A 21687-nucleotide genomic window follows, 5' to 3' on the forward strand; every position below is an offset into this window, starting at 1 on the left:
TAGTCGTGGTCGCGTAAATCGTAAGCAAAAATAATAATCCAAAATAATTCAAAATAACTAAAATAATCTAAGATAGCTAAAATAATTCAAAATATATAGAGGAAAAAAATGACGAAAAAGCGTGTAGTGTTCTTGTATGGCGGTAAAGCAGACGAACATTCGATTTCTTGCATATCTGCTGCTGGAGTGCTCAGTGCTGTAGACGAAAGTCGATTCGAGATTGTACGAATTGCAATCACAAAGCAAGGCGAGTGGATTGTTGGCGGCGAAGATCCGCGAAACTTCCGCATGGAACAAGGCGAGCTGCCAGTAATCACAAAAACCGCGCAAACGCGCGATGTTGTGCTAGACCCAGCAAAGGGCGCAGACGGATTTTTGGTGCGAGAAGCGGATGGCACACTTACAAGCCTAGGGCATATTGACGCAGTTTTTCCAGTTCTTCACGGCCCGAATGGCGAAGACGGCACTTTGCAAGGCTTGCTAGAAATGATGCAAGTTCCGTACGTTGGTTGCGGAGTTTTGGCATCTGCTGCGTGCATGGATAAGTATTACGCAAAGCAGCTTTTTAAGGCAGCAGGAATTAATGTTGCTCCTGGAATAGCACTGGACGCGCGCAAGTTTAAAAGTGACGCGGCAAATCGCTTCGTAGCGTACGCAAACAAAATTCTTGAGCAAGTTGAAGAAGCAAAACTAGAGTATCCGCTTTTTGTAAAGCCAAGCCGAGCAGGGTCTAGTTTTGGAGTTACAAAAGTTGAATCGCGCGATGCTAAAGCTTTAGCAGATGCTGTTTTTGAGGCTTCAAAGCACGATTGGCGAGTATTGATAGAGCAAGGAATTGACGCGCGAGAAATTGAGTGCGCGGTTCTTGCAGCGCGCGATGGTGAAGAGCCAAAAGCCAGCTGGCCTGGAGAAGTTGTGCTCGACAAGCGCCAGGCTGGCGAAGACCAGTTCTACGATTTTGACAGCAAATACATGGATTCTGCAGCTTCGCACGTTGAAGTTCCAGCAGATTTGCCAGAAGAGACTTTGCAACGCGTTCGCAAAACGGCGCTCGCAGCATTTAAGGCGGCAGATGGCAGAGGGCTAAGTCGCGTGGACTCTTTTGTAACTAAAGACGGCCGCGTAATCCTTAACGAAATCAACACAATGCCTGGTTTTACGCCAATTTCCATGTATCCAAAAGCTTGGGAAGCAACAGGAATAAGCTACAGCGATTTAATCACAAAGCTTATTGAAGGCGTGATTTTAGACTAGTCGGAGGTAAAAATGCGTAAACAGCGTAAGCTTGCAAACAAACAGCATCCAGACGCGTACACGATTGCGCGCAGACGTCAAGGATCTGTAGGAGTGTCGCTGTGCGTGTTCCTATTTACGTGGATTCTTGCAACGCTTTTAATTGGCGAGTTGATTAGCATTTTTGTTCCAAAAGGTGTTTTAAGTCCTTCGCTAAGCTCCTTTGTTTCTTCGGACGTTGCGCAATACTTAATAGCGTTGCCGCTTGCAATGCTTGTTCTAAGACGCACTCCAGCAATAGAAACTCGCAAGTTTACTATGTCTTTGCGCCAATTTGGCGGATTCTTTGCCGTTAGTGTGCCAATAATGTATGCAGGAAGTTACATTGGGCTTGTGGCTTCTGCGCTTATTTCTGGCGGAAAAGCCGAGAACAGGATTGCAGACGTTGTAGCAGGCGGAAACGTGTGGGAAACGCTGCTTTTTGTGGTATTTTTGGCGCCAGTTGTGGAAGAATGGCTATTTAGAAAGCAAATTATAGACAGGTTGCGCGTGTATGGCGAAAAGCGCGCGATTGTGTTTTCTGCATTGGCGTTTGCGCTTTTCCACATGAACATGTTCCAGTTCTTCTACGCTTTTGGGCTTGGTCTTGTGTTTGGATACATGTACGTTCGCACGTCGCAGCTTAGGTACAGCGTATTTTTACACATGATTGTAAACTTCCAAGGAAGCGTTATAGCAATGTGGATTTCAAACAACATGATGGATTCAAACGGAGATCTTATTAAGGTTGAAAACTTGAACACGCAAGAGATTGCGGATTTGGCTCCTGGATTTATGTTTATAGGCCTTTACGCAATGTTTATGATTGTTATGTTTGTGTTTGGAATTGTGCTTCTTGCTCGTCGCAAGAGGTATCTTGAATTCTACGATTCGCCGCTGGAGATTCGCGGAAGTGCTGGAACAAGAGCGCTTTACGGAACTGTTGGCGTTGTTGGATTCTTAGTGGTGTCTATTTTGCTAAATTTGCTTATGCTGTTTGTGTAGGCTATTTTCGTAGGCTGAATCTGTTTGTGTAAATTGAATTTATTTAATTGAATATTGATTTAAGTTAGGAGGCGTCTATGTTAGACAAAAACAATTTAGAAATCACGCATAGTGCAGATGACGATTGCTTTGCCGCAGATCCAGCAGATCCAATCCGCGTGGGTCTTTTAGGCGCTGGAACAGTAGGATCGCAAACAGCGCGTCTAATAGTGGAAGAAAACGCTGAACTATCTGCAAGAATCGGCGCTCCGCTAGAGCTTGCTGCAGTTGCGTGCTTGCATCCAGAAGAAGTGGACGCGCCATGGATTGCCAAAGATCTTTTAAGCGCAGACGCAGGAGCGATTTGTAAACGCGAAGATATAGACATAATTGTTGAGCTAATTGGCGGCTTAGAGCCAGCGCACACATTTGTAAAAACTGCGCTAGAATGCGGAAAATCGGTTGTAACAGCAAACAAAGCGTTGCTTGCAAAGTTTGGCCCAGAACTCTATGAGTGCGCGCAAAAAAACGGAGTGGATTTAAGCTTTGAGGCGTCTGTGGCAGGCGCAATCCCGATTTTGCGTCCACTTAGAGAGTCGCTTGTGGGCGACAAAATCACGCAAATTTTTGGAATCGTAAACGGAACTACAAACTACATTCTTGACGAGATGACGGTTCGCGGGCTTGATTTTGACTCGGCTTTGCGCGCAGCTCAAGAAAAGGGATATGCGGAGGCGGACCCTACAGGAGACGTTGAAGGATTTGATGCAGCAAACAAGGCTGCGATTTTGGCAACACTTGCATTCCAAATGCCAATAAGCATTGATGACGTTAGTGTTGAAGGAATTAGCGCGATTACGGCTGAAGATATTGCTGCAGCAAGTGCGCAAAATCGCGTGATTAAGTTGCTTGCGGCGGTTGCTTGCGATTCGAGTGGCGCAGTGAGCGCAAGCGTTTACCCAGCGTTGGTTAGCAAAGAGCATCCACTGGCTTCCGTTCATGGCAGCTTTAACGCCGTTTTTGTTAAAGCGCAAGCGGCGGACGATCTTATGTTCTACGGCCGCGGCGCTGGTGGCGCGCCAACAGCAAGCGCGGTTGTTGGAGATATTGTTGGAGCTGCTAGAAACATAGCGCGCGGCTGCAACGATGCTAGCGTGCCAATGTATAACGCCAAATCTTTGGCTTCTACGCGCTCGATTCGTGCGGATTTTGTTGTGCGATGCAGCATGGAGGATACTTCGCTTGCTCTTTGCAGCGAAGTGATGGACGTGTTTGCGGAGCACGGAGTTAACGCGGAACGATTGCCTATGCTTTGCCAAACTCAATACGATGGTGAAGGCGATTGCCGAGCTTGCGGAATCGGCGGCCCTGGCGATTTGCGCGTGCTTGTAAAAGATTGCACAGAGGCGGATTTGAGCGCAATTCTTGCTGATTTGCAAAAGGTGGATGCTGTGTGTGCAAAGCCTCTTGCATTGCGAATTATTGAGTAATTTAGTAATCGAATAATTTAGTAATCGAATAGTTAAGTAATTAAGTAATTTAGTAGGCTGCTCGAGTGGAAAAGGTGCGAAATGAAACCAGTATGCAATAGTGTGTCAGTTTGCGTGCCAGCAACAAGCGCAAATCTTGGGTCTGGATTTGACGTTGCAGGAATTGCGCTTGATTATTCGGATTCGCTAGTTTTTACGCTTGATGATTCGGTTGATGATTCGTTTGATGATTCGCAAGATGTTCGCGTGATTATTAGCGGCGAAGGCGAAGATACGTTGCCAAAAGACGAGACGCATCTTGTTGTTCGCGCGTTTCGCAAAGCGTGCGAAGCATTTGGCTTGCCGCGTTTGCGCTTTACTCTAGAAGCGCATAATCGCATTCCGCAAGCGCGCGGAATGGGGTCTTCTGCCAGTGCGATTGTTTCGGGCGTGGCTGCAGCTTGGGCTTTTGCACATAATGGGGATCTTAATAAGCAAGCTATTTTTGAGCTTGCATCTTCGATTGAAGGCCACCCAGATAATGTTGCTCCGGCAGTTTTTGGCGGATTAACAACCAGTTGGAAGAATGGCGATGAGTTCCACACTGTTCGATACGGCGTTTCTAAGCAAATTCGTGCAACGATTTTTGTGCCGAACTTTACTCTTTCAACGCAAATGGCTCGTCAAGCTCTTCCAGAAAAAGTGCCATATGCAGATGCTGTGTTTAACGTTTCGCGCGCTTGCTTATTGCCGATTGCGTTTGGTGATTTTGGTGATTTTAGCGCGTTTGCTAATTATTGCAATTCTGCCGATTCTGCGGATTCTGCCAACTCTGCGGATTCTTGCGATTCTTGCGTAAAATCCACTCTTTCTAGAAACGATTTGCTTTTTACAGCTACTAAAGACGCTATTCACCAGCAATACCGAGCAAGTCTTATGCAACCAACTTGGGATTTGGTAAAAGCTTTGCGAGACAAGGGGTTTGCGGCTGCAATATCGGGAGCTGGATCTTGCGCAGCGGTGTTCTACGCGGAAAAGTCGGAAGCTTCCGAAGAGGAAAATAACGCCACTAATATAAACGAAAAAATAGAAAAAATTGCAAAGCCACTTTTGGATGGCTTCGATTGGAAAATTTTGCACGCGCATGTTGATTCTACAGGCGTTGCAATAACTCGCGAATAATTTGTGTGAAGTTGAGGATTATCAAGTCAATAAATTGTGGTACAATTAGTCAATGGCTATTAGATTTGATCCCAAATCTGCGTACAAACATTTTGATGAAGATCATCTAAATGAGGAAGAGATACTAAAAGCTATGGCTAAGCCTGTATGGTTTGCCTTAGTTAATCCTAATGACGCATCAAAACCGCCTAGTTCGAATGGAACAGTCGTTGCTTTAATTATATGTTTAAGACATTCAGGTGCATGGGAAGATGATTTAATTGAAGTGCTTGCAAGACCACAAGGTAAAGATTTTCTTGTGTTTCATGTAGAGCATTTGACTGATAAATGGCTTAAATATTGGAAAAAGTGGAGCAAATGAGGTGATTGAAATGGATATTTATGAGAATTTAGCTGATGAAAATGTGTCTGCTCCAAAAAATCCTCCTGCAGCTCAATTTTCAGGAGAAGACGCTGCAAAAATTATGCAAACTCTGCTTTCTGAAGATTCCAATGCAACTGAGATATTTGCATCTTTATCTGGACCAGGAAGGCCAAATTCAAAAGAAAGGCGCGAAAACAGTGTTCAAGAGCGTTTTCGTGTTCCTAAATCTTGGAGTGAATATATTTCTCGCGCAGCTAAGAGAGATGGCATGCCAAATAAAAGCAAATATTTGCAATCTTTGATTTTGAGAGACGCTCAGATGCATAATGAGCAATGTCAATTACAAGCGGCGTTGCAATAACTCGCGAATAATTTGTGTGAAGCTGTAAGTGAAGTTATGAGTGAAGTTATGAGTGAAGTTATGAGTGAAATCGCAAGTGAAATCGCAAAAAGAGGGAATATGAAAGTTTCATTGATTTTGGCTTCTCAGTCTCCTGCAAGAAGAGCGGTGTTGGCAGCTGCAGGCGTGATTCCTGTGATTCACGTGAGCGAGGTAGATGAGCCAGCGGCGTTGCGTAATGCTGCAAATGCGCAAGGTGTTGGCGTAGAGCAGATGAGCGCCGAGGAGCGCGTTTCGATTTTGGCGCGAGCAAAGGCTTTTGCGGTGTATGAGTCGTGGAAGCTTGTGGCAGATGCAGCAGCTTCGGCTAGTGGCGATTTGGTTGTGGGGTATCCGCTGGAGGCTGAGGATGAGGCTGAGAATGCTGAATCTGAATCTTCTGTAAAAGCTTTGGCAGACGATTCGCAATCAGACGTAACGCATAACGTAGATACTGCGCAAACTCGCGATTTTTCTGGCGTAAAAGTGCCTACCAAGACTTTTGATATTCACGATTTTGCGCATACGAATGAATCTTGTAACGATTGCAACAGCGTGCTTATTGTTGGCTGCGACTCCATGTTTTTGCTAGACGGCGAATGCTACGGCAAGCCGCATACTCCTGAAGTGGCATTTGAGCGGATTAAGCAAATGAGCGGAAAAACTGGAGAATTGTTTACTGGCCATTGCTTAATCGATGCAAAAAGTGGCAAAACAGTGTGCAAGGTGAGTCGCGCAAGCGTGACTTTTGCACATATGAGCGATGAGGAAATCCGCGCGTACGTAGAAACTGGCGAGCCGCTGGAAGTGGCAGGATCATTTACGCTAGAAGGCTTTGGCGGGGCGTTTATTGAGGGAATTCAGGGCGATCCGCATGGAGTTCTTGGAATCAGCTTGCCTCTGCTAAGGCAGATGGTTTGCGATCTTGGGTACGCTTGGCCAGATTTGTGGAATAGTCGCAAGCTAGAGGGCGAGGCGATTAAAGACGATCCAGCTTCCGAAGAAGTGCCTAAAGAAAACGTGCATCAGCCAGGAGATGGATGGGTTATGTGCGATTGTGGGCGCAAGCATTGGGGCCATAATGGTGCGGCTGGCGTGCTGCTTGCTAGGCGAGACGATGCCACTGGGTGCGTGACTCATGTTGTTATGCAACATCGCGCGCTTTGGAGCGCGGAAGGCGGCACGTGGGGGATTCCTGGCGGCGCAATATCTGATGGCGAAACTGCGATTGAGGGCGCGTTGCGCGAGTCGTTTGAAGAAGCGAACATAACGTCTCAAGATATTGATGTTGTTGGAGCGTATTGCGAAAATCACGGGAATTGGCGTTATACAACGGTTTTTGCGTTTGAAAAGCCGGGGCATTGTGTGAATCCGTGCGCGCACGACGACGAGAGTATGGAAATTAAGTGGGTGCCGATTGACGATGTGCCGAAGCTCAAGCTGCTTACGGCAATGCGCACGGATTGGCCGTCTTTCCGCGCTCGCCTTGATTCTCTTGCATCGCAAATGTAGCTGCGCGACGACCTGCCTTTCCTCTTAGAGCGTAGCGCGAATCGACGATTTCGAGCTGCATAATGCGCGAGAAATCACCTCGATTCGCTGAGCCGCTCAAACGTAAAGTCCAGTGGACTTTACGTGCGGCGAAGACGTGAGCGCAGCTAACCTGCGCGAACGATGACCTGCCTTGTAGTGCGTTTGTATTAAAAAACGCCAAAATTCAGTACAATCGCACTACGGTTTTGTGTGTTTGTGTAGTGTGTTTGTATCATAATCCGAGTTTGTTGATTCTTATCTGTGAAATCTTATAAAATGACGTTTATGCGCTGATGCATGCTAGTTTTCTGCTAGTTGTTAGATGTTTTGTGGCTTTGCGAGATTTTGTAGTTTTGTTTGTGATTAATGGGTTTTGTGCTAAGCGCATAAAAATAAAGCAAACTAAGCAAGTAAATAAAATAATTACGTAAAAAACTTGCGCAAAAACTAGGGAGCAATTATGTCTAATGCGTCAAATATTAAAAAAGATATTATTAAGGCAAAAGGCTTTACAATTCAGGTTTATACGGAAGATTTTAGGAATGATTACGTTAGTTTAACCGATATTGCGAGATATAAAAACAAAGAAGAACCTAAAGATGTTGTTAAAAATTGGCTGAGAGTGAAGAATACTATTGAGTTCTTGGGATTGTGGGAGAGTGTTAACAATCCGAATTTTAAAGGGGTCGAATTCGACTCCTTTAAGAACGAGGCTGGTTCTAATTCTTTTACTTTATCTCCTAAAAGATGGGTAGAATCAACAAATGCTATTGGCATAGTTGCGCTAGTTTGCTGCTTTCGTTTTGCTCAATAAATATTTTGATAATCTCTGGCACAATGTGATAACATTTCGTATACGAAATATTAGGAGTGGGAGATAATATTTATGAAGGTTTTAGTACATCCTAGAGTCATTCGTAAAAGACCCTGGCTCGATGAAACTGAAGTAATAAATATGTGGAACTCATCATGTAGAGAGCTTCCCAGACAAGGCGAGTATGAGCCCAGTCAGATGCTTTCACTTGCTTGGGATTCGCGTGGTGTTATTACGGAACTTATTGCTTATAAAGGTGAAGATGGGGAATGGATTATTTTTCACGTAGCGCCTGCAACTAAAAAGTTTCTTGCTGAAATGGGATTTAGCCAAGAAGAAATTAGACAAATTTTTGGTAGAAGATAAGTAGAATATAGTTAAGAAATATTAGGAGTGATTATGGCTAATTTTCGTGGTGAAGGTGGCGTTGACGTTACCGATGAAATGCTTGATAAGTGGGAAAATGATGCTGAAAAAGGCATATATCATGGAAAAGCTGGTAATTTGCATATTAAAAAGCCGCTTGGCAGACCGCCTATTTATAAAGAAGCTATGCTGCCTATAACTTTCCGCATATCTGCTGAAGATGCGGAGGCTCTAAAGGCTTCTGCTGATAAGCAGGGTGTGAAAGTTGGGGACGTTGTTCGAGAAGCGTGCAAACTGCTTCTTGCTAGGCAAGCACGATGATTGAAAAGTATTGCGATTGCAAAATGCTGCGATTGCGCGCGAATTAGTCACCCTAAAACTGCTGCGATTAGCGCAATAAAAATCGGACTTGTAGTGGTAGAAAACAGGATTCCGTCGCGCGCAAAACTCAAGCCAACATTGTATCTTGCAGCGTAATTGTACACGTTTTGGCCAGTCGGAAGAGCCGCCAGCACAACGCATGCGTAAAGAGTGGCGCCTCGAAAACCCATAACAAAATAAGCCAGCAAAAACGCAACAATTGGCATAATCAAGTTTTTTAGAATCGCAACTGTAGCAATCGCAGCTCGGTTAGAATCTTTTTGTAGAGGCTTACTGCCGTAAAGCGACATTCCAAACGCCATTAAAATCATAGGAACCGCGGAATCGCCAATCATCTTGATTGGGTCATAAAGAAAATTCGGAACAGGGAAATAGCCAACTTTTGCGGAAATTGCCGAAATAATAATTCCTCCAAGCGATCCGATTAAAAGTGGCTGCTTAAGTGGCTGCTGAGCAATGCGCTTAAGAGAGCACTTTCCAGTGGTTGTAACGTCTAAAACAGTTAGTCCAACAGGCGTAAAAACAGCTTGTTGCATAACTAAAATCGGGGCTACAAGCGCGGGATTTCCAAGAATATAGGTTGCAACTGGCAAGCCAATGTTGTTTGAGTTTAAGTAAAGCGAGTTAAGCGCGCCAATTGTGCAATCTGCCGCAGGAAGGTGGAAAAACAGGCGATTAAGCAGAATAAACGCAACGCCAACAATCATTGCGGAGAAAAACGCAACAAAAATTGACGAGTGGAAAATCTCAAAAATTGGCTCTTTTGCGAGGATTGCAAACATTAAACAAGGACTAGAAACAAAAAAGCTTACGCGATTAAGCACCATTTGTGCTTGCGATCCGCCGATGCGAAGACGCGCAGTTACGTAGCCAGCGGCAATCACGATACCGATTACGCAAAAGCCTTGCATAGCGCTGATTAAACCCATGTAAACGATTCTAGCGCTGATTTTTGCAAATGGGGTAATGTGTGGCTCCGCGCATACGCAACGATTCGCAGCGCTATGATTCGCACGCGTATGTTGTTTGACGCTGCAATATGGCATACTAGAGAACGGTGGCGCTGCAAGCCGCCAAAGCATTCGACGGCGTCGATCCCCTCGCGCGTTTTATCGCATGATTTTTAATCGAGGCAGGTGTCCGCTGTCGCGCAGCTAGACTTTATTAACAGCCCGAGGGGTGGCTCGCACAAGCGTGCCCATTCCAGGCTAAGAGCGCGAGACGATTGCAGCGTTTCGCTAGGAGCATTGTGCCCAGAGTAACGCGAGAAAGCTTCAACGGATTTGAAGCAGACGATAATAAAAAAGATAAAAATGAAAATGCTAATTCTAGTGCTAGCGAGAATGCTGGTGCTAATGTTAGCGTAAATCCTAATGCTACTTCCGCTAGAGTTGGCGGCGTTGTTAATGTTGTTTCGGGCTCTAAAGATGCTGCTAACGGCGTGCGTCGCAGGCGCGCTGGAAGGCGTGTAGTTAGGGTTGCAGGAGCTGCTGGCGAATCGATGAAGTTGCACGTTGAAGGCGGAGATAATCAGGATTTGCGCAATGGCGTAGCGGCGGCGGATTCTGCTCCTTTTGTTGCGGATTCTGCGGCAGATAGTTCTTATGCACAGCAGCAATCTCAAGCACATTTACGCCCAATAACATCGCTTTTGTTCCAAGAGCCAGTTTTGCCTCAGCGCGAGCATTCTGCTGAAAGCCGCGAGACGGATTCGGATTACGAAGATTCAAGCAGTAATAAGCGCGATTCGCGCAGCCGTCGTGATTCGCGTGATTCTCGTGATTCTCGTGATTTGCGCAGCAAAGACGAGAGTAGGCGAAATAGCCGAGAGTCACGCAATAATCGCAAGTCAACAGACAACAGTTTAGACTTTAGCGAATCACTTGAAAACAAAGACGATTTTAGTGAAGACACAAATCGCAATTCTAAAAAATCGCGTAAAACTCGCTCGAACAAGTCTTATGCCAAAGCTAAAAGCGGCCGCGAAACTTTTGACGATAATTATGATTTGCAAGACGACGATACGCAATTGATTCGTGTGCGTTCTAGAGCAAATCGAGACGAGAAAAACGCGCAAATTGAGCGAGATAAAAATGCGAATCAAGATGAATCGCAAGCAAGTGAGCGCGGCGAGTATGGAAGCCAAAACGCCCGAAAATCGCGCAAAAATCGCAGACTTAACGCTGCAGAGCGCAGAGCTGCTGCCGAGGTTGAGCAAATCGAAGAAGACCTTGAATACGACGATATAACTTACGCGCCAATAGAAAATCGTAAAGCTGGAAAAGCCTCTAGAAGACTTGACTATAGCGATTTTGAGGATGATTTTAGTGGAGATTTTGCTAGAAATCGCGTTGATAACTTTGATAGCGTTGACGATGCTTATAGCGCTTATAGCGCAGATAGCGCAGATTCAAATGAAGTCTACGCAAAAGAATCCGATTTGCAAGACGACGAGGATGGCGTTGTAACAAGGCGTAGGCGTCGCAGGCGCTCCTCTAGAGTAGATAGGGCAGATAGAGCAGATAATGCCAATAAATCTACCGAATCCGAAGAATCTTCTTCCTTTAATTCAACGTCTAGCAAGTACAGCGTAGACGAAATTGAGGTTTCTCAAGAAGATCGAGATTTGATTCCAGACCCAGAAGAATTGCGATCTCAAGACGAAGAAGTTTACACGCGTAGGCGCAGGCGTCGCAGATCCAAGATTGCAGATGACTCAAGCACGAGTGAATCGCGATTTGACTCTGCAGAGACGGATTCGCAAAGTCGAAGGTCTAGAAAACAGCAATATATTGACGAAATCACAGATATTGAAGGCTCCACAAGGCTGGAAGCCAAAAAGCAGCGCCGCCGCGATAATCGCAGAGAGCGCAACCGCCAGAACTTGCTTATGGAGCAAGACTTTTTGGCAAGGCGTGAAAACGTTGACAGACTTATGGTTGTGCGCGAGCGCGATCGTCACACGCAAATATCTGTAATCGAAGACAACATTCTTGTAGAGCATTACGTTTCCGACATTCAAGAAGTTGCAACCGTTGGGAACATTTACCTTGGCCGCGTGCAAAACGTTTTGCCAAGCATGGAGGCTGCGTTCGTAGACATTGGTCAGGCTAGAAACGGCGTGCTTTACGCTGGCGAAGTCAACTGGGATACAACCAGGCTAGAAGGTCAGCCGCGAAGAATGGAGCTTGCGTTTAAGGCGGGAGACCCTGTTTTAGTGCAGGTTACTAAGGACCCTATAGGCCATAAGGGTGCGCGATTAACATCGCAAGTAACGCTTGCTGGAAGGTTCTTGGTGCTGGTGCCGTCTGGAGCGATGACGGGCGTAAGTCGCAAGCTGTCCGACCGCGAACGAAGCCGACTTCGCGCAATCGTAAGCAAAATCGCGCCTAAAGACATGGGCATAATCATTAGAACTGCTGCCGATGGTGCTAGTGAAGATGCGATTGAAAAAGACCTTGAGTCGCTTGTAAAACAGTGGGATCGCATAGAGGCAAAGCGCCAGGAATTCTTGCACGGAAAGCGTCCAAAGCTGTTGCAAGGAGAGCCAGACGTGGCGATTCGTGTTGTTCGAGACATTTTTAACGACGACTTCCAAAAGATGATTGTGGAAGGCAAGGGCGCGTACGACCGCATTTGCGAATACTTGGAGATGATGGCGCCTGATTTGCAAAGCAAGATTGAGTACTGGGATCCTGCAGAGCATGAAGGTAAAGACGTGTTTGACAAGTGGCAAATCGACAGCCAGCTTAGAAAAGGCATGGAGCGCCAGGTTTATCTTCCTGCAGGCGGGTCGATTGTTATTGACCGAACGGAAGCAATGACAACTATTGATGTGAACACGGGTCGTTTTATTGGCCGCGGAAAGTCTTTGGAAGAGACTGTGACTCGTTGCAATTTGGAAGCTTCCGAAGAGATTGCGCGCCAGCTGCGACTTCGCGATATTGGCGGCATGGTTATGATCGACTACGTAGACATGGTTATGCCGGCAAACCGTGATCTTGTTTTGCGTAGGCTTGTTGAGTGCCTTGCGCGCGACCGCACAAAGCACCAAGTTGCGGAAGTTACGTCTCTTGGTCTTGTGCAAATGACGCGTAAACGAGTTGGGCAGGGGCTTGTTGAAGCGTTTTCGGAGGAGTGCCCAACGTGCAAAGGCCGTGGGTTTATTCTTCACGACGAGCCGACTGTGTCTTCGGAATACGCCGATCCGTACGCGCTTAAGGGCGGAGATCCGTTTATTAAGACCAATAAGCACGGCCACGGAAGCATTGCAGACACTGCGCCTACAGTTAAGCAGGAGTCTAGTGCGGATGTTCGCGCTAAGTTGGCGAAGATTGCGGCTGCGGCTGCGTCTTCGGCGTTCTTTGAGGAGTCTTTGCGCAGAAGTTTGGACGGCGGTAAGGATGATGCGGATTCTGCGGATGTTGCGGATGCTGCGGATGCTGCGATTAGTGAGGATGCTGCGATTAGTGTGGATTCTGCGGATGTTGCGGATGCTCGCGATTTTTCAGTAGATGAGCCAGTAGATAAGCCAGCGGAAGAGTCGCAAGCAACCGTTGAATCGCAAGAAGCAACAGACGAGTCGCAAGAAAAAGACGAGTCACAAGAAAAAACAGACGAATCAGAAAACTAAAAACGCCCAAAGTATAAGGCTTGAGTACAATAGTTTCTACTGTTTAGCTCGACTTTATAGATTAGCTCTTGACGTTAGTACAGGGGTAGGTGTATTTTTGATAGTCGGTGTCTTGCCGCATGTTCAATGCTGCGTGCGAGGCAAAAGTAAAGCTTTCAATTTAGCTAAGGAACGAATTATGTACGCGATTGTGAAGGCCGGTGGCCATCAAGAGAAGGTTGAGGTTGGAGACGCCATCCTCGTAAACCGTCTCGATGCAAAGAAGGGCGATACCGTGGAATTCCCGGTCGCGCTCGTTGTTGACGGTGCTAAGGTGACCTTAAGCGCTAAGGATCTTGCAAAGATCACAGTTAAGGCAGAAGTTCTTAACGACGAAGCTAAGGGTCCAAAGATTAGCATTATGAAGTATAAGAACAAGACTGGCGTGGCTCGCCGCAAGGGTCATCGTCAGAAGTTGACTCTCGTCAAGATCACGGCCATCGCCTGATTGACGGTGTTATAAACCTGAAAGGACAGCAAGATGGCACATAAGAAGGGTGCGTCCAGCTCGCGCAACGGTCGCGATTCGCAGGCGCAATATCTTGGCGTTAAGAAGTTCGGTGGAGAAGCTGTTGTGGCTGGAAACATTATTGTTCGCCAGCGCGGCACAAAGTTCCATGCAGGACAGAACGTTGCTTTGGGCAAGGATCACACGCTGTATGCTTTGGTAGACGGCAATGTGAAGTTTGGCATTCGTCGCGATCGCAAGGTTGTTGACGTAGTTACCGCCTGAGTAACTCATTAATCTTCTAGCCGCACCCCGTTCGGTGCGGCTTTTTTGTTTTTGCAAATCTGGCGAGTATTGACGCTTTTTGTTGTTGATTTTGGCGTTTTGAGCTACAAAGTGCGTAAGTGTTTTCCGCTTTTGTACCAAATTTGGCCTAAATTACGTACAAAATGCGGAAAGGCAGGTCAAGACGTTCGCGCGTTACAGCGCGCGAACGTCTTCGCCGCGCGTAAAGTCCACTGGACTTTACGCTTAAGCGGCTCAGCGCTTTGAAGGAGCTTGAAATGCGTTATGCAATTTCAAGCTCAGTCAAAGCGCAGGCAAATCTGGCGAGTATTGAGCATCAAGTAAGGTAAAAGTTATGAGCGATTTTGTAGATCGAGTAACAGTACATGTTAAAGGCGGCGACGGCGGCAACGGTTCCGCAGGCGTGCGTAGAGAAAAATACAAGCCACTTGCAGGGCCAAATGGCGGCAATGGCGGCAACGGCGGAAGCGTTATATTCGTAGCCGATCGCAATGCAAATAGCTTGCTTGATTACCGATTTATGCCACATCGAGTAGCGCAAAGTGGCACAATGGGCTTGGGAGATACAAAAGACGGCTCCAAAGGGGAAGACCTTATACTGCCAGTGCCAGTTGGAACCGTGATTTTTGAGGCGAAGGGCGCATCGGGCGCGCAAAAAAAGCCTGGCAACGTTTTGGCGGATTTGCAACACGTAGGAGACACTTTCGTAGTCGCAGCAGGAGGTGCTGGTGGCCTTGGAAACGCAGCTCTTGCAAACAAGGTGCGTCGCGCTCCAGGATTTGCGCTGCTTGGCGAGCCTGGTGAAGAGCGAGACGTAATCCTAGAGCTAAAGTCGATAGCAGACGTTGCGCTAGTTGGATTCCCTTCTGCAGGAAAGTCAAGTCTTGTAGCATCAATCAGTGCTGCAAAGCCAAAAATCGCAGATTACCCGTTTACAACTCTTGTTCCAAATCTTGGTGTAGTCAGCTTTGGCGAATACCGCTACACAATCGCAGACGTGCCAGGATTGATTCCAGGTGCTTCCGAAGGAAAAGGACTTGGTCTAGAATTTTTGCGTCACATTGAGCGCACGGAAATAATCGCCCACGTAATCGACTGTGCAACGCTAGAGCCAAATCGCGACCCAATCAGCGATTATAAGGCTTTGGAACACGAGCTTTCGCAATACGCAAACAAGCTTGATTTGCCGCTTGGAGCGATTCCAATTCCCGAGCGTCCGCGAATTATTGTGCTCAACAAGATTGATGTGCCAGAAGCAAAAGAGTTGGCAGAATTTGTGCGAAGCGACTTTGAAAAAATGGGCATGCCAGTTTTTGAGATTTCTACTGCTTCTCACGAAGGCTTGAAAGAGCTTGGTTTTGCGCTTGGAAAGATGGTGGCTAGTATGCGCGAAAAGCTTGCCGAGCAAGAGGCTGCGCGAGAAGAAGAACGCGTTGTTATTCAGCCGCTTGAGCAGCCAGCATTACGACGCCGCAGAGATGATGGACGCGGAAGTGCTAGCGACTTTACAATCGAGCGCGAAGAAGACAAAAATGGCGACTTTTGGTTTACTGTTACGGGTGCTAAGCCAGAGCGTTGGGTTGTGCAAACAAACTTCGACAACGACGAGGCAGTGGGCTATTTGGCGGATCGCTTAGCGAAGCTTGGCGTAGAAGACGAGTTGCGCAAGAAGGGCGCGCGACCAGGAGACGAGATTAGGATTGGCCGCGGAAACCGCATGGTTTGCTTCGACTGGGATCCAAGCATTGCAGCAGGCGCGGAAGGTTTGGATGGCGCAAGCCTTGGTGCGCGCGGAAAAGACTTGCGACTTGAGGCAAATGACCCGCGTGGCGCAAGGCGCACTAATGCGGAGCGCCGCCGCGACTACCACACAATGATGGATGCAAAGAGTGCCGTGCGAGACGCTATGATGGCGGAACGCAAGCAAGGGCATTGGGCAGATCCATCGGTAGATGACGATAAACACGATGAGCAGAGCCTATTTGGGCGTGGAGAGTAATTGATTAATAATGGTTAATAAAGCAATTGAGCCTACCGAAAACGGGGTTCGGCGTTCAATTAGCAATGCGCGCACAATAGTCGTAAAAGTGGGGTCTAGCTCGCTAACTTCGCAAAATGGTCACTTAGATGTGCAAAAGTTGCGCTCGCTAGTAGATGCCATTAGTCGCACGCAAATTAACGGCGCGCATGTTGTGCTTGTGTCTTCTGGCGCAATCGCAGCAGGATTTGGGCTGCTCGGCTTTGATTCTAGGCCAAAAGACGTTCCAACGCAGCAAGCTACGGCTTCGGTTGGTCAGGGCTTGCTTATGGCGCAATACGAGCAAGCATTTGCAAAATATGGTCTAAAAGTAGGGCAAATGCTACTAACGGCAGACGTTACTATTTCGCCGTCTCGTTATCGCAATGCTCAGCGCACAATGCTTAGGCTGCTGGAATTAGGCGTTGTGCCAATCGTAAACGAAAACGATGCTTTGTCTAGTAACGAAATACGTTTTGGAGATAACGATAGGCTGGCTGCGCTTGTTGCAAACATTGTTCGCGCAGATGCGCTGGTGCTTTTAACAGACGTAGACGCGCTTTACACTGCTCCGCCCAGCGAGCCAGGTGCTAAGCGGATTAGCTTTGTTGCAGATGTTACGCGCGCGCTAGACGATGTTAAAGTTGGCGAAAGCGGATCGGGCGTTGGTACAGGCGGAATGGTAACCAAGATGGATGCGGCGCATATTGCTGCTGTTTCTGGAATCCCAACGCTTTTGACGTGTGCGAGTAGCGCGGAGAGTGCGCTAGCTGGCGATTCGGTTGGAACCGTTTTTGCGCCACTAAACTCGCGCGCGTCTTCTAGAAGACTTTGGATTGGTTTTGCGTCTAATCCGCATGGTGCGATTATTGTAGATTCTGGTGCTGCTGCAGCCGTTTGCGCAGGGCGAGCAAGCCTGTTGGCTGCTGGAATCGTAGGGGTTACTGGCGATTTTTGTGCGAGCGACCCAGTGTGGATTGATGATGAGCATGGAAACCACTTAGCCAAAGGACTAGTTGCATTTGATTCAGACGAGATACCGCAGGTAATGGGGCTTACTACGGACGATTTAGAGGCCACTTTGGGGCGGCAATACGCGCATCCTGTGGTTCATCGCGACAATCTTGTGCTTTTATAATCTTCTATTTGCTAATCGATTTGCGTGTGCGCTTAGAGCTTCGCCAAATTAGGTAGAGATTCGAGATTTTTCGCCCTGAATGAGATGAACCTCAGCATGAAATGGTGATTCATCGAATGAAGAAGAAAAATCGAGAATCTCGGCGATAAAAACCACGCAAAAGTTCTAGCATGCAAGAGGGCTGGGTGATTCTTGGTCGAACAGTATAAGAGCGGCAGCCGATACCAAATAATCCAATGACACACGCCTACAAACAAACTTAAACCAAAAACAAAATCAAAGCCAAATCGGAACAACCGCAACAACCGACAACACGTAAGAGGCGGAGCGTTGTGCGAATCGACGACTTCGAGCTGCATAGCGCGCGAGAAGTCACCTCGATTCGCTGAGCTTGCTCAAAGTTGAAAGCACAGTGTGCTTTCAACGCAAGCGAGGGCGTGAGCGCGCTGTAACGCGCGAGCGTAGAATTACCCAGCCCTCCTACAACGTTAAATAGGAAGCCGCGCTGGTTGAAACGTAAACAAAATCGGGAAATAACGTGTAATGGTTAAACTGTAAGTATGGCAGAAAATATCGCAGCAAATATGGCAGAAAACGAATCGCAAATCGCAGAAGGTTCGCAGCAAATCGCAGCAAATACATCAAACTCCCAATGGCGCTCTATGAGCAATCGCATTAACAAAGTGGCACCGAGTGCAACCCTTGCTGTAGATGGCAAAGCAAAAGCGATGAAAGCCGCAGGAATCGACGTTATTAGCTTCGGCGCAGGCGAGCCTGATTTTCCAACGCCGCTCTACATTGTGGAAGCCGCAGCCGCCGCATGCAAAGACCCAAAAAACTACAAGTACACAGCTACGGCTGGCCTTCCAGAGCTGCGCGAGGCGATTGCGCGCAAAGTTAAGCGCGATTCTGGCTACGACGTTTCCCCAAATCAAGTTGTTGTAACGAATGGCGGCAAACAGGCTGTTTACGAAGCATGCCAGATTTTGCTAAACGACGGCGACGAAGTTATAATCCCAGCGCCATATTGGACAAGCTACCCAGAGGCAGTAAAACTTGCAGGCGGTGTTCCTGTGCCTGTTATGTCTGGCGCGGATCGCGGTTTTGAGCCAGATATTGAGGCGATTGAGGCGGCTCGCACACCGCGCACGCGTGCGATTATTGTAACTTCGCCTTCTAATCCAACAGGCGCTATTTGGAGCGAGCAAACGATTCGCGCGATTGGCGAATGGGCTGTAAAACACCATATTTGGGTGCTTTCCGACGAAATCTACGAGCACTTGCATTACGATGGCGTAAAAACTTCGTACATTGGCGTGGAAGTGCCAGAAGTGCGCGACCAGCTGCTTGTTTTGAACGGCGTTGCAAAAACGTACGCAATGCCAGGTTGGCGAGTTGGATGGATGGTTGCGCCGCTTGACGTTGCGAAGGCCGCGATTAAGCTTCAAAGTCACATGACGTCTAACGTTTCTAATATTTCGCAGCGCGCAGCTCTTGCAGCAGTTGGCGGACCATTAGATGAAGTTGCAAAAATGCGTGATTCCTTCGACGCTCGTCGCAAGGCGATTGTGCAAGCGTTAAACAGCATGGAAGGCGTAACTTGCCCTCTTTCGCACGGAGCTTTCTACGCGTTTGCAAATGTTGAGGCGCTGCTTGAGCGCCCACTTGGCAAGGATTCTAAGATTCCAGGCACATCGTCTGTGTTTGCACAAATGCTTCTTGACGAAGCGCATGTTGCTGCTGTTCCTGGCGAGGCTTTTGGCGCGCCTGGTTACTTGCGATTCTCGTGCGCTTTGGCGGATAGTCAGCTTGCTGAGGGCATGAGGCGCATGAAGCAGTGGATTGAAGGCGGTAGCGCGCTTTAAAGTCGGAAGCTTCCGCGCATTTAGCGACACTCGCTAATCATAATAAAACCCCTTAAATCTTGCCCTTCCGCTATCATGAATATTCGGCGGTTTTGCCAAGTCAATCTTTTTAAGGTATGATTAGCAAGTTCACCTAGGGATGTGGCGCAATTGGTAGCGCAACGGTCTCCAAAACCGTAGGTTGTGGGTTCGAGTCCCGCCGTCCCTGCCAGTTTTATTGTTAACAATTTTCAAACGAAGGATTCAAGCATGGCCAAGGCAAAAGAGAAGAAGCCAAATTTGTTCATGCGTATTGGCATGTTCATTAAGCAAACTATTGACGAAACGCGCAAAGTCGTAGCTCCACACGGCAAAGAGTTGTTTGCTTGGTCTGCTTCCGTGTTTATTTTTGTTATTTTCTTGATGGTTTTTGTCACTGTTATGGACTTCGGTTTAGGCAAGTCCGTTATGTGGCTGTTTGGCTGATTTAAACGAATTTTGAGGGTGTGCAAATATGACTGACGAGTTGAATCTCGAAAATGTTGAGTCTGTAGAGAATTTTGCTGATTTAGATGCAGCTTCTGCTGCTGCAGATGCGCCTGAGCAGGCTGAATCTACGGTTGCTGGCGATTCGCCAGTGGAAAATAGCGCTGATTCTGCCGACAATTCTGCTGATTCTGCTGAAGATTCCGAAGATTCCGCGGACGTAAATCCTACAGACGCTGGCGCCGCCGCAGTCGCCGAGTTTTCCAAGACTTTGCGAACTCTTGAAGGCAAGTGGTACGTTCTTCACACCTACTCTGGCTACGAGAAGCGCGTTAAAACTAACGTTGAATCTCGCGTTCAAAGCTTTGGTTTGGAAGATAAGATTTTCCAGATTGAAGTTCCAATGGAAGAGGTTGAAAAGCACACAGACAAGGGCAAGAAGGTTATTACGCGCGTTCGCGTTCCAGGATATGTGCTTATTCGCATGTGGCCAGACGAGAATGCTCGCCGCATTGTGCGCGAGACCGAAGGCGTTACTGGTTTTGTTGGCCCATCTAAGGAACCAGCGCCTCTTAGCCGCAAGGAAGTTATTGATATGATGGCTCCTATGATTGCGTCTGAGGCGTTGAAGAAGGCTGGAGATAAGCCAGCTGCTGCTCGCAAGCGCAAGGTGGAAGTTGCCTACAAGGTTGGCGATCAAGTTACAGTTACAGACGGCCCATTTGCAACTATGGCTGCTGTAGTTTCGGACGTAGATCCTACAACGCAAAAGCTTACAGTTCTTGTTTCTATCTTTGGCAGAGAGACTCCTGTGGAGCTTGGCTTTGACCAGGTAGAGCCTATTGTTTGATAGTTGTTGTTTAAATAGCTATTAAATAGGTTTAGGCTTTTAGGCGATTTTATGGATTTTAAGGGATTTAATTCTCGATGAATTTTATCTTTTTAGACTCTGTTGATTCTACGCAAAATATTGCGCGAAAAGAGCTTCTTAATTGCGATTTTGAAAGCTCTTCAATTTTGAATCCGCTTGTTTGTGCGATTATTGCAAACAATCAAAGTGCTGGCAGAGGCCGTCTTGGTCGCAAGTGGGTTAGCGAATCGGGGCAAAGCTTTCTAGCGTCTTATGGTGCTATTTTGCCAAAAAGCGTTGTTATGGATTCAAAATACAACGGTTGGCTGCCTATGATTGCAGGGCTTTGCGCAAGAGATGCGCTGATTGGCGCGCTTAAAGAAGTTGGTGCGCGCAAAATCGGCGAAGTCGTAGAAGTTGGCAAAGTAGAAAGTAAAATTTGCGATTTTGGTCAAGAAATAAAAATCAAATGGCCAAATGACATTTTTATTGGCGATTGCAAAGAAGGCGGAATTTTAACCGAAATCGCAGCTATTGCAAATAATAGCTATGTTGAAAATCATGAATCTTCGCAACAAAATATTGGCGTGATTTTTGGAATCGGCCTTAATCTTAATGTGTCTAAAGAGTCGCTTCCAATTGAGCAGGCAACATCTTTGCAAATGCATTACGCGAATCTTCCAGACGCTATGGAGTTAAGGGATATTATTGCTAAGCGTTTAGCGAAAAACTTAAACAATAGACTCGCGAGTTTTGTGCAAAATCCTGCGCAAAGCGCATTGTGCTTGCGTAAGGAAGTTAGCGCAGTTTGTTGGACTCTTGGGCGCAAAGTTAGCGTATATGCGCCAGAAGTTAATAGTGAGCTAAATAACGGTGAATGCGTAGAAGGCGTTGCGCAGAGCATTAATGATGATGCTTCGCTTTTGATTCTTAAAGACTCGGGAGAATCTGCGATTGTGCACACGGGAGATGTTTGCGCGCTTTGACCGCGCGAACGATATTTCCGCATTTTGTACGTGATTTAGGTCAAATGTGGTACAAAGTGCGGAAGTTTTTTCCCGAGTTTGTACCATTTTCGGGTCAAATTTGGTACAAAAAGCGGAAAAGGCAGGTCGTGTCGCTCGCGCGGATTAGCCGCGCTCACGTCTTCGCTTGCTTTTGATACAAAAAGACCGCAGTGAC

Annotated in this window: 19 protein-coding genes, 1 tRNA gene and 1 pseudogene; 20 read left to right on the forward strand and 1 reads right to left on the reverse strand. The window is 47.1% G+C overall.

Annotated features, from left to right (window positions below; translation table 11 throughout):
- The first annotated feature begins 108 nt into the window (after nt 1–108).
- The 10 genes and pseudogenes from HXT36_RS05955 (at nt 109) to HXT36_RS06000 (ending at nt 8684) form a co-directional block, all read left to right on the forward strand.
- A complete protein-coding gene (locus HXT36_RS05955; RefSeq protein WP_421778774.1) occupies nt 109–1254 on the forward strand; it encodes a D-alanine--D-alanine ligase family protein in 1146 nt (381 codons plus the stop codon).
- A gap of 12 nt (nt 1255–1266) precedes the next feature.
- A complete protein-coding gene (locus tag HXT36_RS05960; RefSeq protein WP_421778775.1) occupies nt 1267–2277 on the forward strand; it encodes a CPBP family intramembrane glutamic endopeptidase in 1011 nt (336 codons plus the stop codon).
- A 77-nt stretch (nt 2278–2354) separates the two neighbouring features.
- On the forward strand, nt 2355–3746 hold the full coding sequence (locus tag HXT36_RS05965) for a homoserine dehydrogenase (RefSeq protein WP_421778776.1): 1392 nt from the start codon (nt 2355–2357) through the stop codon (nt 3744–3746).
- An 81-nt stretch (nt 3747–3827) separates the two neighbouring features.
- Nucleotides 3828–4907 carry a homoserine kinase gene (gene thrB / locus HXT36_RS05970; protein WP_421778777.1) on the forward strand — a complete coding sequence of 360 codons (1080 nt, stop codon included), beginning with the start codon at nt 3828–3830 and terminating at the stop codon, nt 4905–4907.
- 52 nt (nt 4908–4959) lie between these two features.
- On the forward strand, nt 4960–5268 hold the full coding sequence (locus HXT36_RS05975; protein ID WP_421778778.1) for a hypothetical protein: 309 nt from the start codon (nt 4960–4962) through the stop codon (nt 5266–5268).
- A gap of 10 nt (nt 5269–5278) precedes the next feature.
- Complete coding sequence (locus HXT36_RS05980) at nt 5279–5632, forward strand: hypothetical protein (protein ID WP_016788531.1); 354 nt, start codon at nt 5279–5281, stop codon at nt 5630–5632.
- A gap of 99 nt (nt 5633–5731) precedes the next feature.
- On the forward strand, nt 5732–7162 hold the full coding sequence (locus HXT36_RS05985; protein WP_421779247.1) for a Maf family nucleotide pyrophosphatase: 1431 nt from the start codon (nt 5732–5734) through the stop codon (nt 7160–7162).
- Nucleotides 7163–7643: 481 nt separating this feature from the next.
- Nucleotides 7644–7967 (forward strand): annotated as a pseudogene (locus HXT36_RS05990) (KilA-N domain-containing protein); the annotation flags it as partial.
- Between the two features lie 102 nt (nt 7968–8069).
- Complete coding sequence (locus tag HXT36_RS05995; RefSeq protein WP_016636160.1) at nt 8070–8363, forward strand: hypothetical protein; 294 nt, start codon at nt 8070–8072, stop codon at nt 8361–8363.
- A gap of 33 nt (nt 8364–8396) precedes the next feature.
- Entirely contained in the window at nt 8397–8684 is a 288-nt protein-coding gene (locus HXT36_RS06000; RefSeq protein WP_421778779.1) for a toxin-antitoxin system antitoxin subunit, read from the forward strand.
- A 47-nt stretch (nt 8685–8731) separates the two neighbouring features.
- Here the strand turns inward: HXT36_RS06000 and HXT36_RS06005 are convergent, their stop codons facing one another.
- Nucleotides 8732–9673, reverse strand: coding sequence for an AEC family transporter (locus HXT36_RS06005; protein ID WP_016636162.1), 942 nt, complete (start codon nt 9671–9673; stop codon nt 8732–8734).
- Between the two features lie 320 nt (nt 9674–9993).
- Between HXT36_RS06005 and HXT36_RS06010 the strand changes: the two genes are divergently transcribed.
- The 10 genes from HXT36_RS06010 (at nt 9994) to HXT36_RS06055 (ending at nt 21491) form a co-directional block, all read left to right on the forward strand.
- A complete protein-coding gene (locus HXT36_RS06010) occupies nt 9994–13377 on the forward strand; it encodes an Rne/Rng family ribonuclease (protein WP_421778780.1) in 3384 nt (1127 codons plus the stop codon).
- Between the two features lie 178 nt (nt 13378–13555).
- Nucleotides 13556–13864: a 50S ribosomal protein L21 gene (rplU, locus tag HXT36_RS06015; protein ID WP_004111933.1), complete on the forward strand. Its 309-nt coding sequence runs from the start codon at nt 13556–13558 to the stop codon at nt 13862–13864.
- Between the two features lie 33 nt (nt 13865–13897).
- Nucleotides 13898–14149, forward strand: a complete 252-nt coding sequence (rpmA, locus tag HXT36_RS06020) for a 50S ribosomal protein L27 (RefSeq protein ID WP_004106248.1) — start codon at nt 13898–13900, stop codon at nt 14147–14149.
- A 355-nt stretch (nt 14150–14504) separates the two neighbouring features.
- Nucleotides 14505–16169, forward strand: a complete 1665-nt coding sequence (obgE, locus tag HXT36_RS06025; RefSeq protein ID WP_115761708.1) for a GTPase ObgE — start codon at nt 14505–14507, stop codon at nt 16167–16169.
- 10 nt (nt 16170–16179) lie between these two features.
- Complete coding sequence (gene proB / locus HXT36_RS06030) at nt 16180–17325, forward strand: glutamate 5-kinase (RefSeq protein ID WP_421778781.1); 1146 nt, start codon at nt 16180–16182, stop codon at nt 17323–17325.
- A gap of 560 nt (nt 17326–17885) precedes the next feature.
- Nucleotides 17886–19190 (forward strand): pyridoxal phosphate-dependent aminotransferase, encoded by a 1305-nt coding sequence (locus tag HXT36_RS06035; protein WP_421778782.1) that lies wholly within the window; start codon nt 17886–17888, stop codon nt 19188–19190.
- A gap of 135 nt (nt 19191–19325) precedes the next feature.
- Nucleotides 19326–19401: transfer RNA gene (locus HXT36_RS06040), tRNA-Trp, on the forward strand.
- Between the two features lie 38 nt (nt 19402–19439).
- Nucleotides 19440–19655, forward strand: a complete 216-nt coding sequence (secE, locus tag HXT36_RS06045) for a preprotein translocase subunit SecE (RefSeq protein WP_004111941.1) — start codon at nt 19440–19442, stop codon at nt 19653–19655.
- Between the two features lie 28 nt (nt 19656–19683).
- Complete coding sequence (gene nusG, locus HXT36_RS06050) at nt 19684–20505, forward strand: transcription termination/antitermination protein NusG (protein ID WP_016802627.1); 822 nt, start codon at nt 19684–19686, stop codon at nt 20503–20505.
- Between the two features lie 77 nt (nt 20506–20582).
- Nucleotides 20583–21491: a biotin--[acetyl-CoA-carboxylase] ligase gene (locus HXT36_RS06055; RefSeq protein ID WP_421778783.1), complete on the forward strand. Its 909-nt coding sequence runs from the start codon at nt 20583–20585 to the stop codon at nt 21489–21491.
- Nucleotides 21492–21687 lie beyond the last annotated feature (196 nt).

It is taken from the genome of Gardnerella sp. DNF01144 (genome assembly GCF_049244245.1).
GTDB classification, from domain to species: Bacteria; Actinomycetota; Actinomycetes; order Actinomycetales; family Bifidobacteriaceae; genus Bifidobacterium; species Bifidobacterium piotii.

Coding starts and splice junctions, on each gene's coding strand:
- obgE (WP_115761708.1), top strand. CDS start 14,505: ATGAGCGATTTTGTAGATCGAGTAACAGTACATGTTAAAGGCGGCGAC.
- HXT36_RS06035 (WP_421778782.1), top strand. CDS start 17,886: ATGGCAGAAAATATCGCAGCAAATATGGCAGAAAACGAATCGCAAATC.
- HXT36_RS05980 (WP_016788531.1), top strand. CDS start 5,279: ATGGATATTTATGAGAATTTAGCTGATGAAAATGTGTCTGCTCCAAAA.
- HXT36_RS05975 (WP_421778778.1), top strand. CDS start 4,960: ATGGCTATTAGATTTGATCCCAAATCTGCGTACAAACATTTTGATGAA.
- proB (WP_421778781.1), top strand. CDS start 16,180: ATGGTTAATAAAGCAATTGAGCCTACCGAAAACGGGGTTCGGCGTTCA.
- nusG (WP_016802627.1), top strand. CDS start 19,684: ATGACTGACGAGTTGAATCTCGAAAATGTTGAGTCTGTAGAGAATTTT.
- secE (WP_004111941.1), top strand. CDS start 19,440: ATGGCCAAGGCAAAAGAGAAGAAGCCAAATTTGTTCATGCGTATTGGC.
- HXT36_RS05985 (WP_421779247.1), top strand. CDS start 5,732: ATGAAAGTTTCATTGATTTTGGCTTCTCAGTCTCCTGCAAGAAGAGCG.
- rpmA (WP_004106248.1), top strand. CDS start 13,898: ATGGCACATAAGAAGGGTGCGTCCAGCTCGCGCAACGGTCGCGATTCG.
- HXT36_RS05960 (WP_421778775.1), top strand. CDS start 1,267: ATGCGTAAACAGCGTAAGCTTGCAAACAAACAGCATCCAGACGCGTAC.
- HXT36_RS05955 (WP_421778774.1), top strand. CDS start 109: ATGACGAAAAAGCGTGTAGTGTTCTTGTATGGCGGTAAAGCAGACGAA.
- HXT36_RS06055 (WP_421778783.1), top strand. CDS start 20,583: ATGAATTTTATCTTTTTAGACTCTGTTGATTCTACGCAAAATATTGCG.
- HXT36_RS06005 (WP_016636162.1), bottom strand. CDS start 9,673: ATGGGTTTAATCAGCGCTATGCAAGGCTTTTGCGTAATCGGTATCGTG.
- HXT36_RS05965 (WP_421778776.1), top strand. CDS start 2,355: ATGTTAGACAAAAACAATTTAGAAATCACGCATAGTGCAGATGACGAT.
- HXT36_RS06000 (WP_421778779.1), top strand. CDS start 8,397: ATGGCTAATTTTCGTGGTGAAGGTGGCGTTGACGTTACCGATGAAATG.
- thrB (WP_421778777.1), top strand. CDS start 3,828: ATGAAACCAGTATGCAATAGTGTGTCAGTTTGCGTGCCAGCAACAAGC.
- HXT36_RS05995 (WP_016636160.1), top strand. CDS start 8,070: ATGAAGGTTTTAGTACATCCTAGAGTCATTCGTAAAAGACCCTGGCTC.
- rplU (WP_004111933.1), top strand. CDS start 13,556: ATGTACGCGATTGTGAAGGCCGGTGGCCATCAAGAGAAGGTTGAGGTT.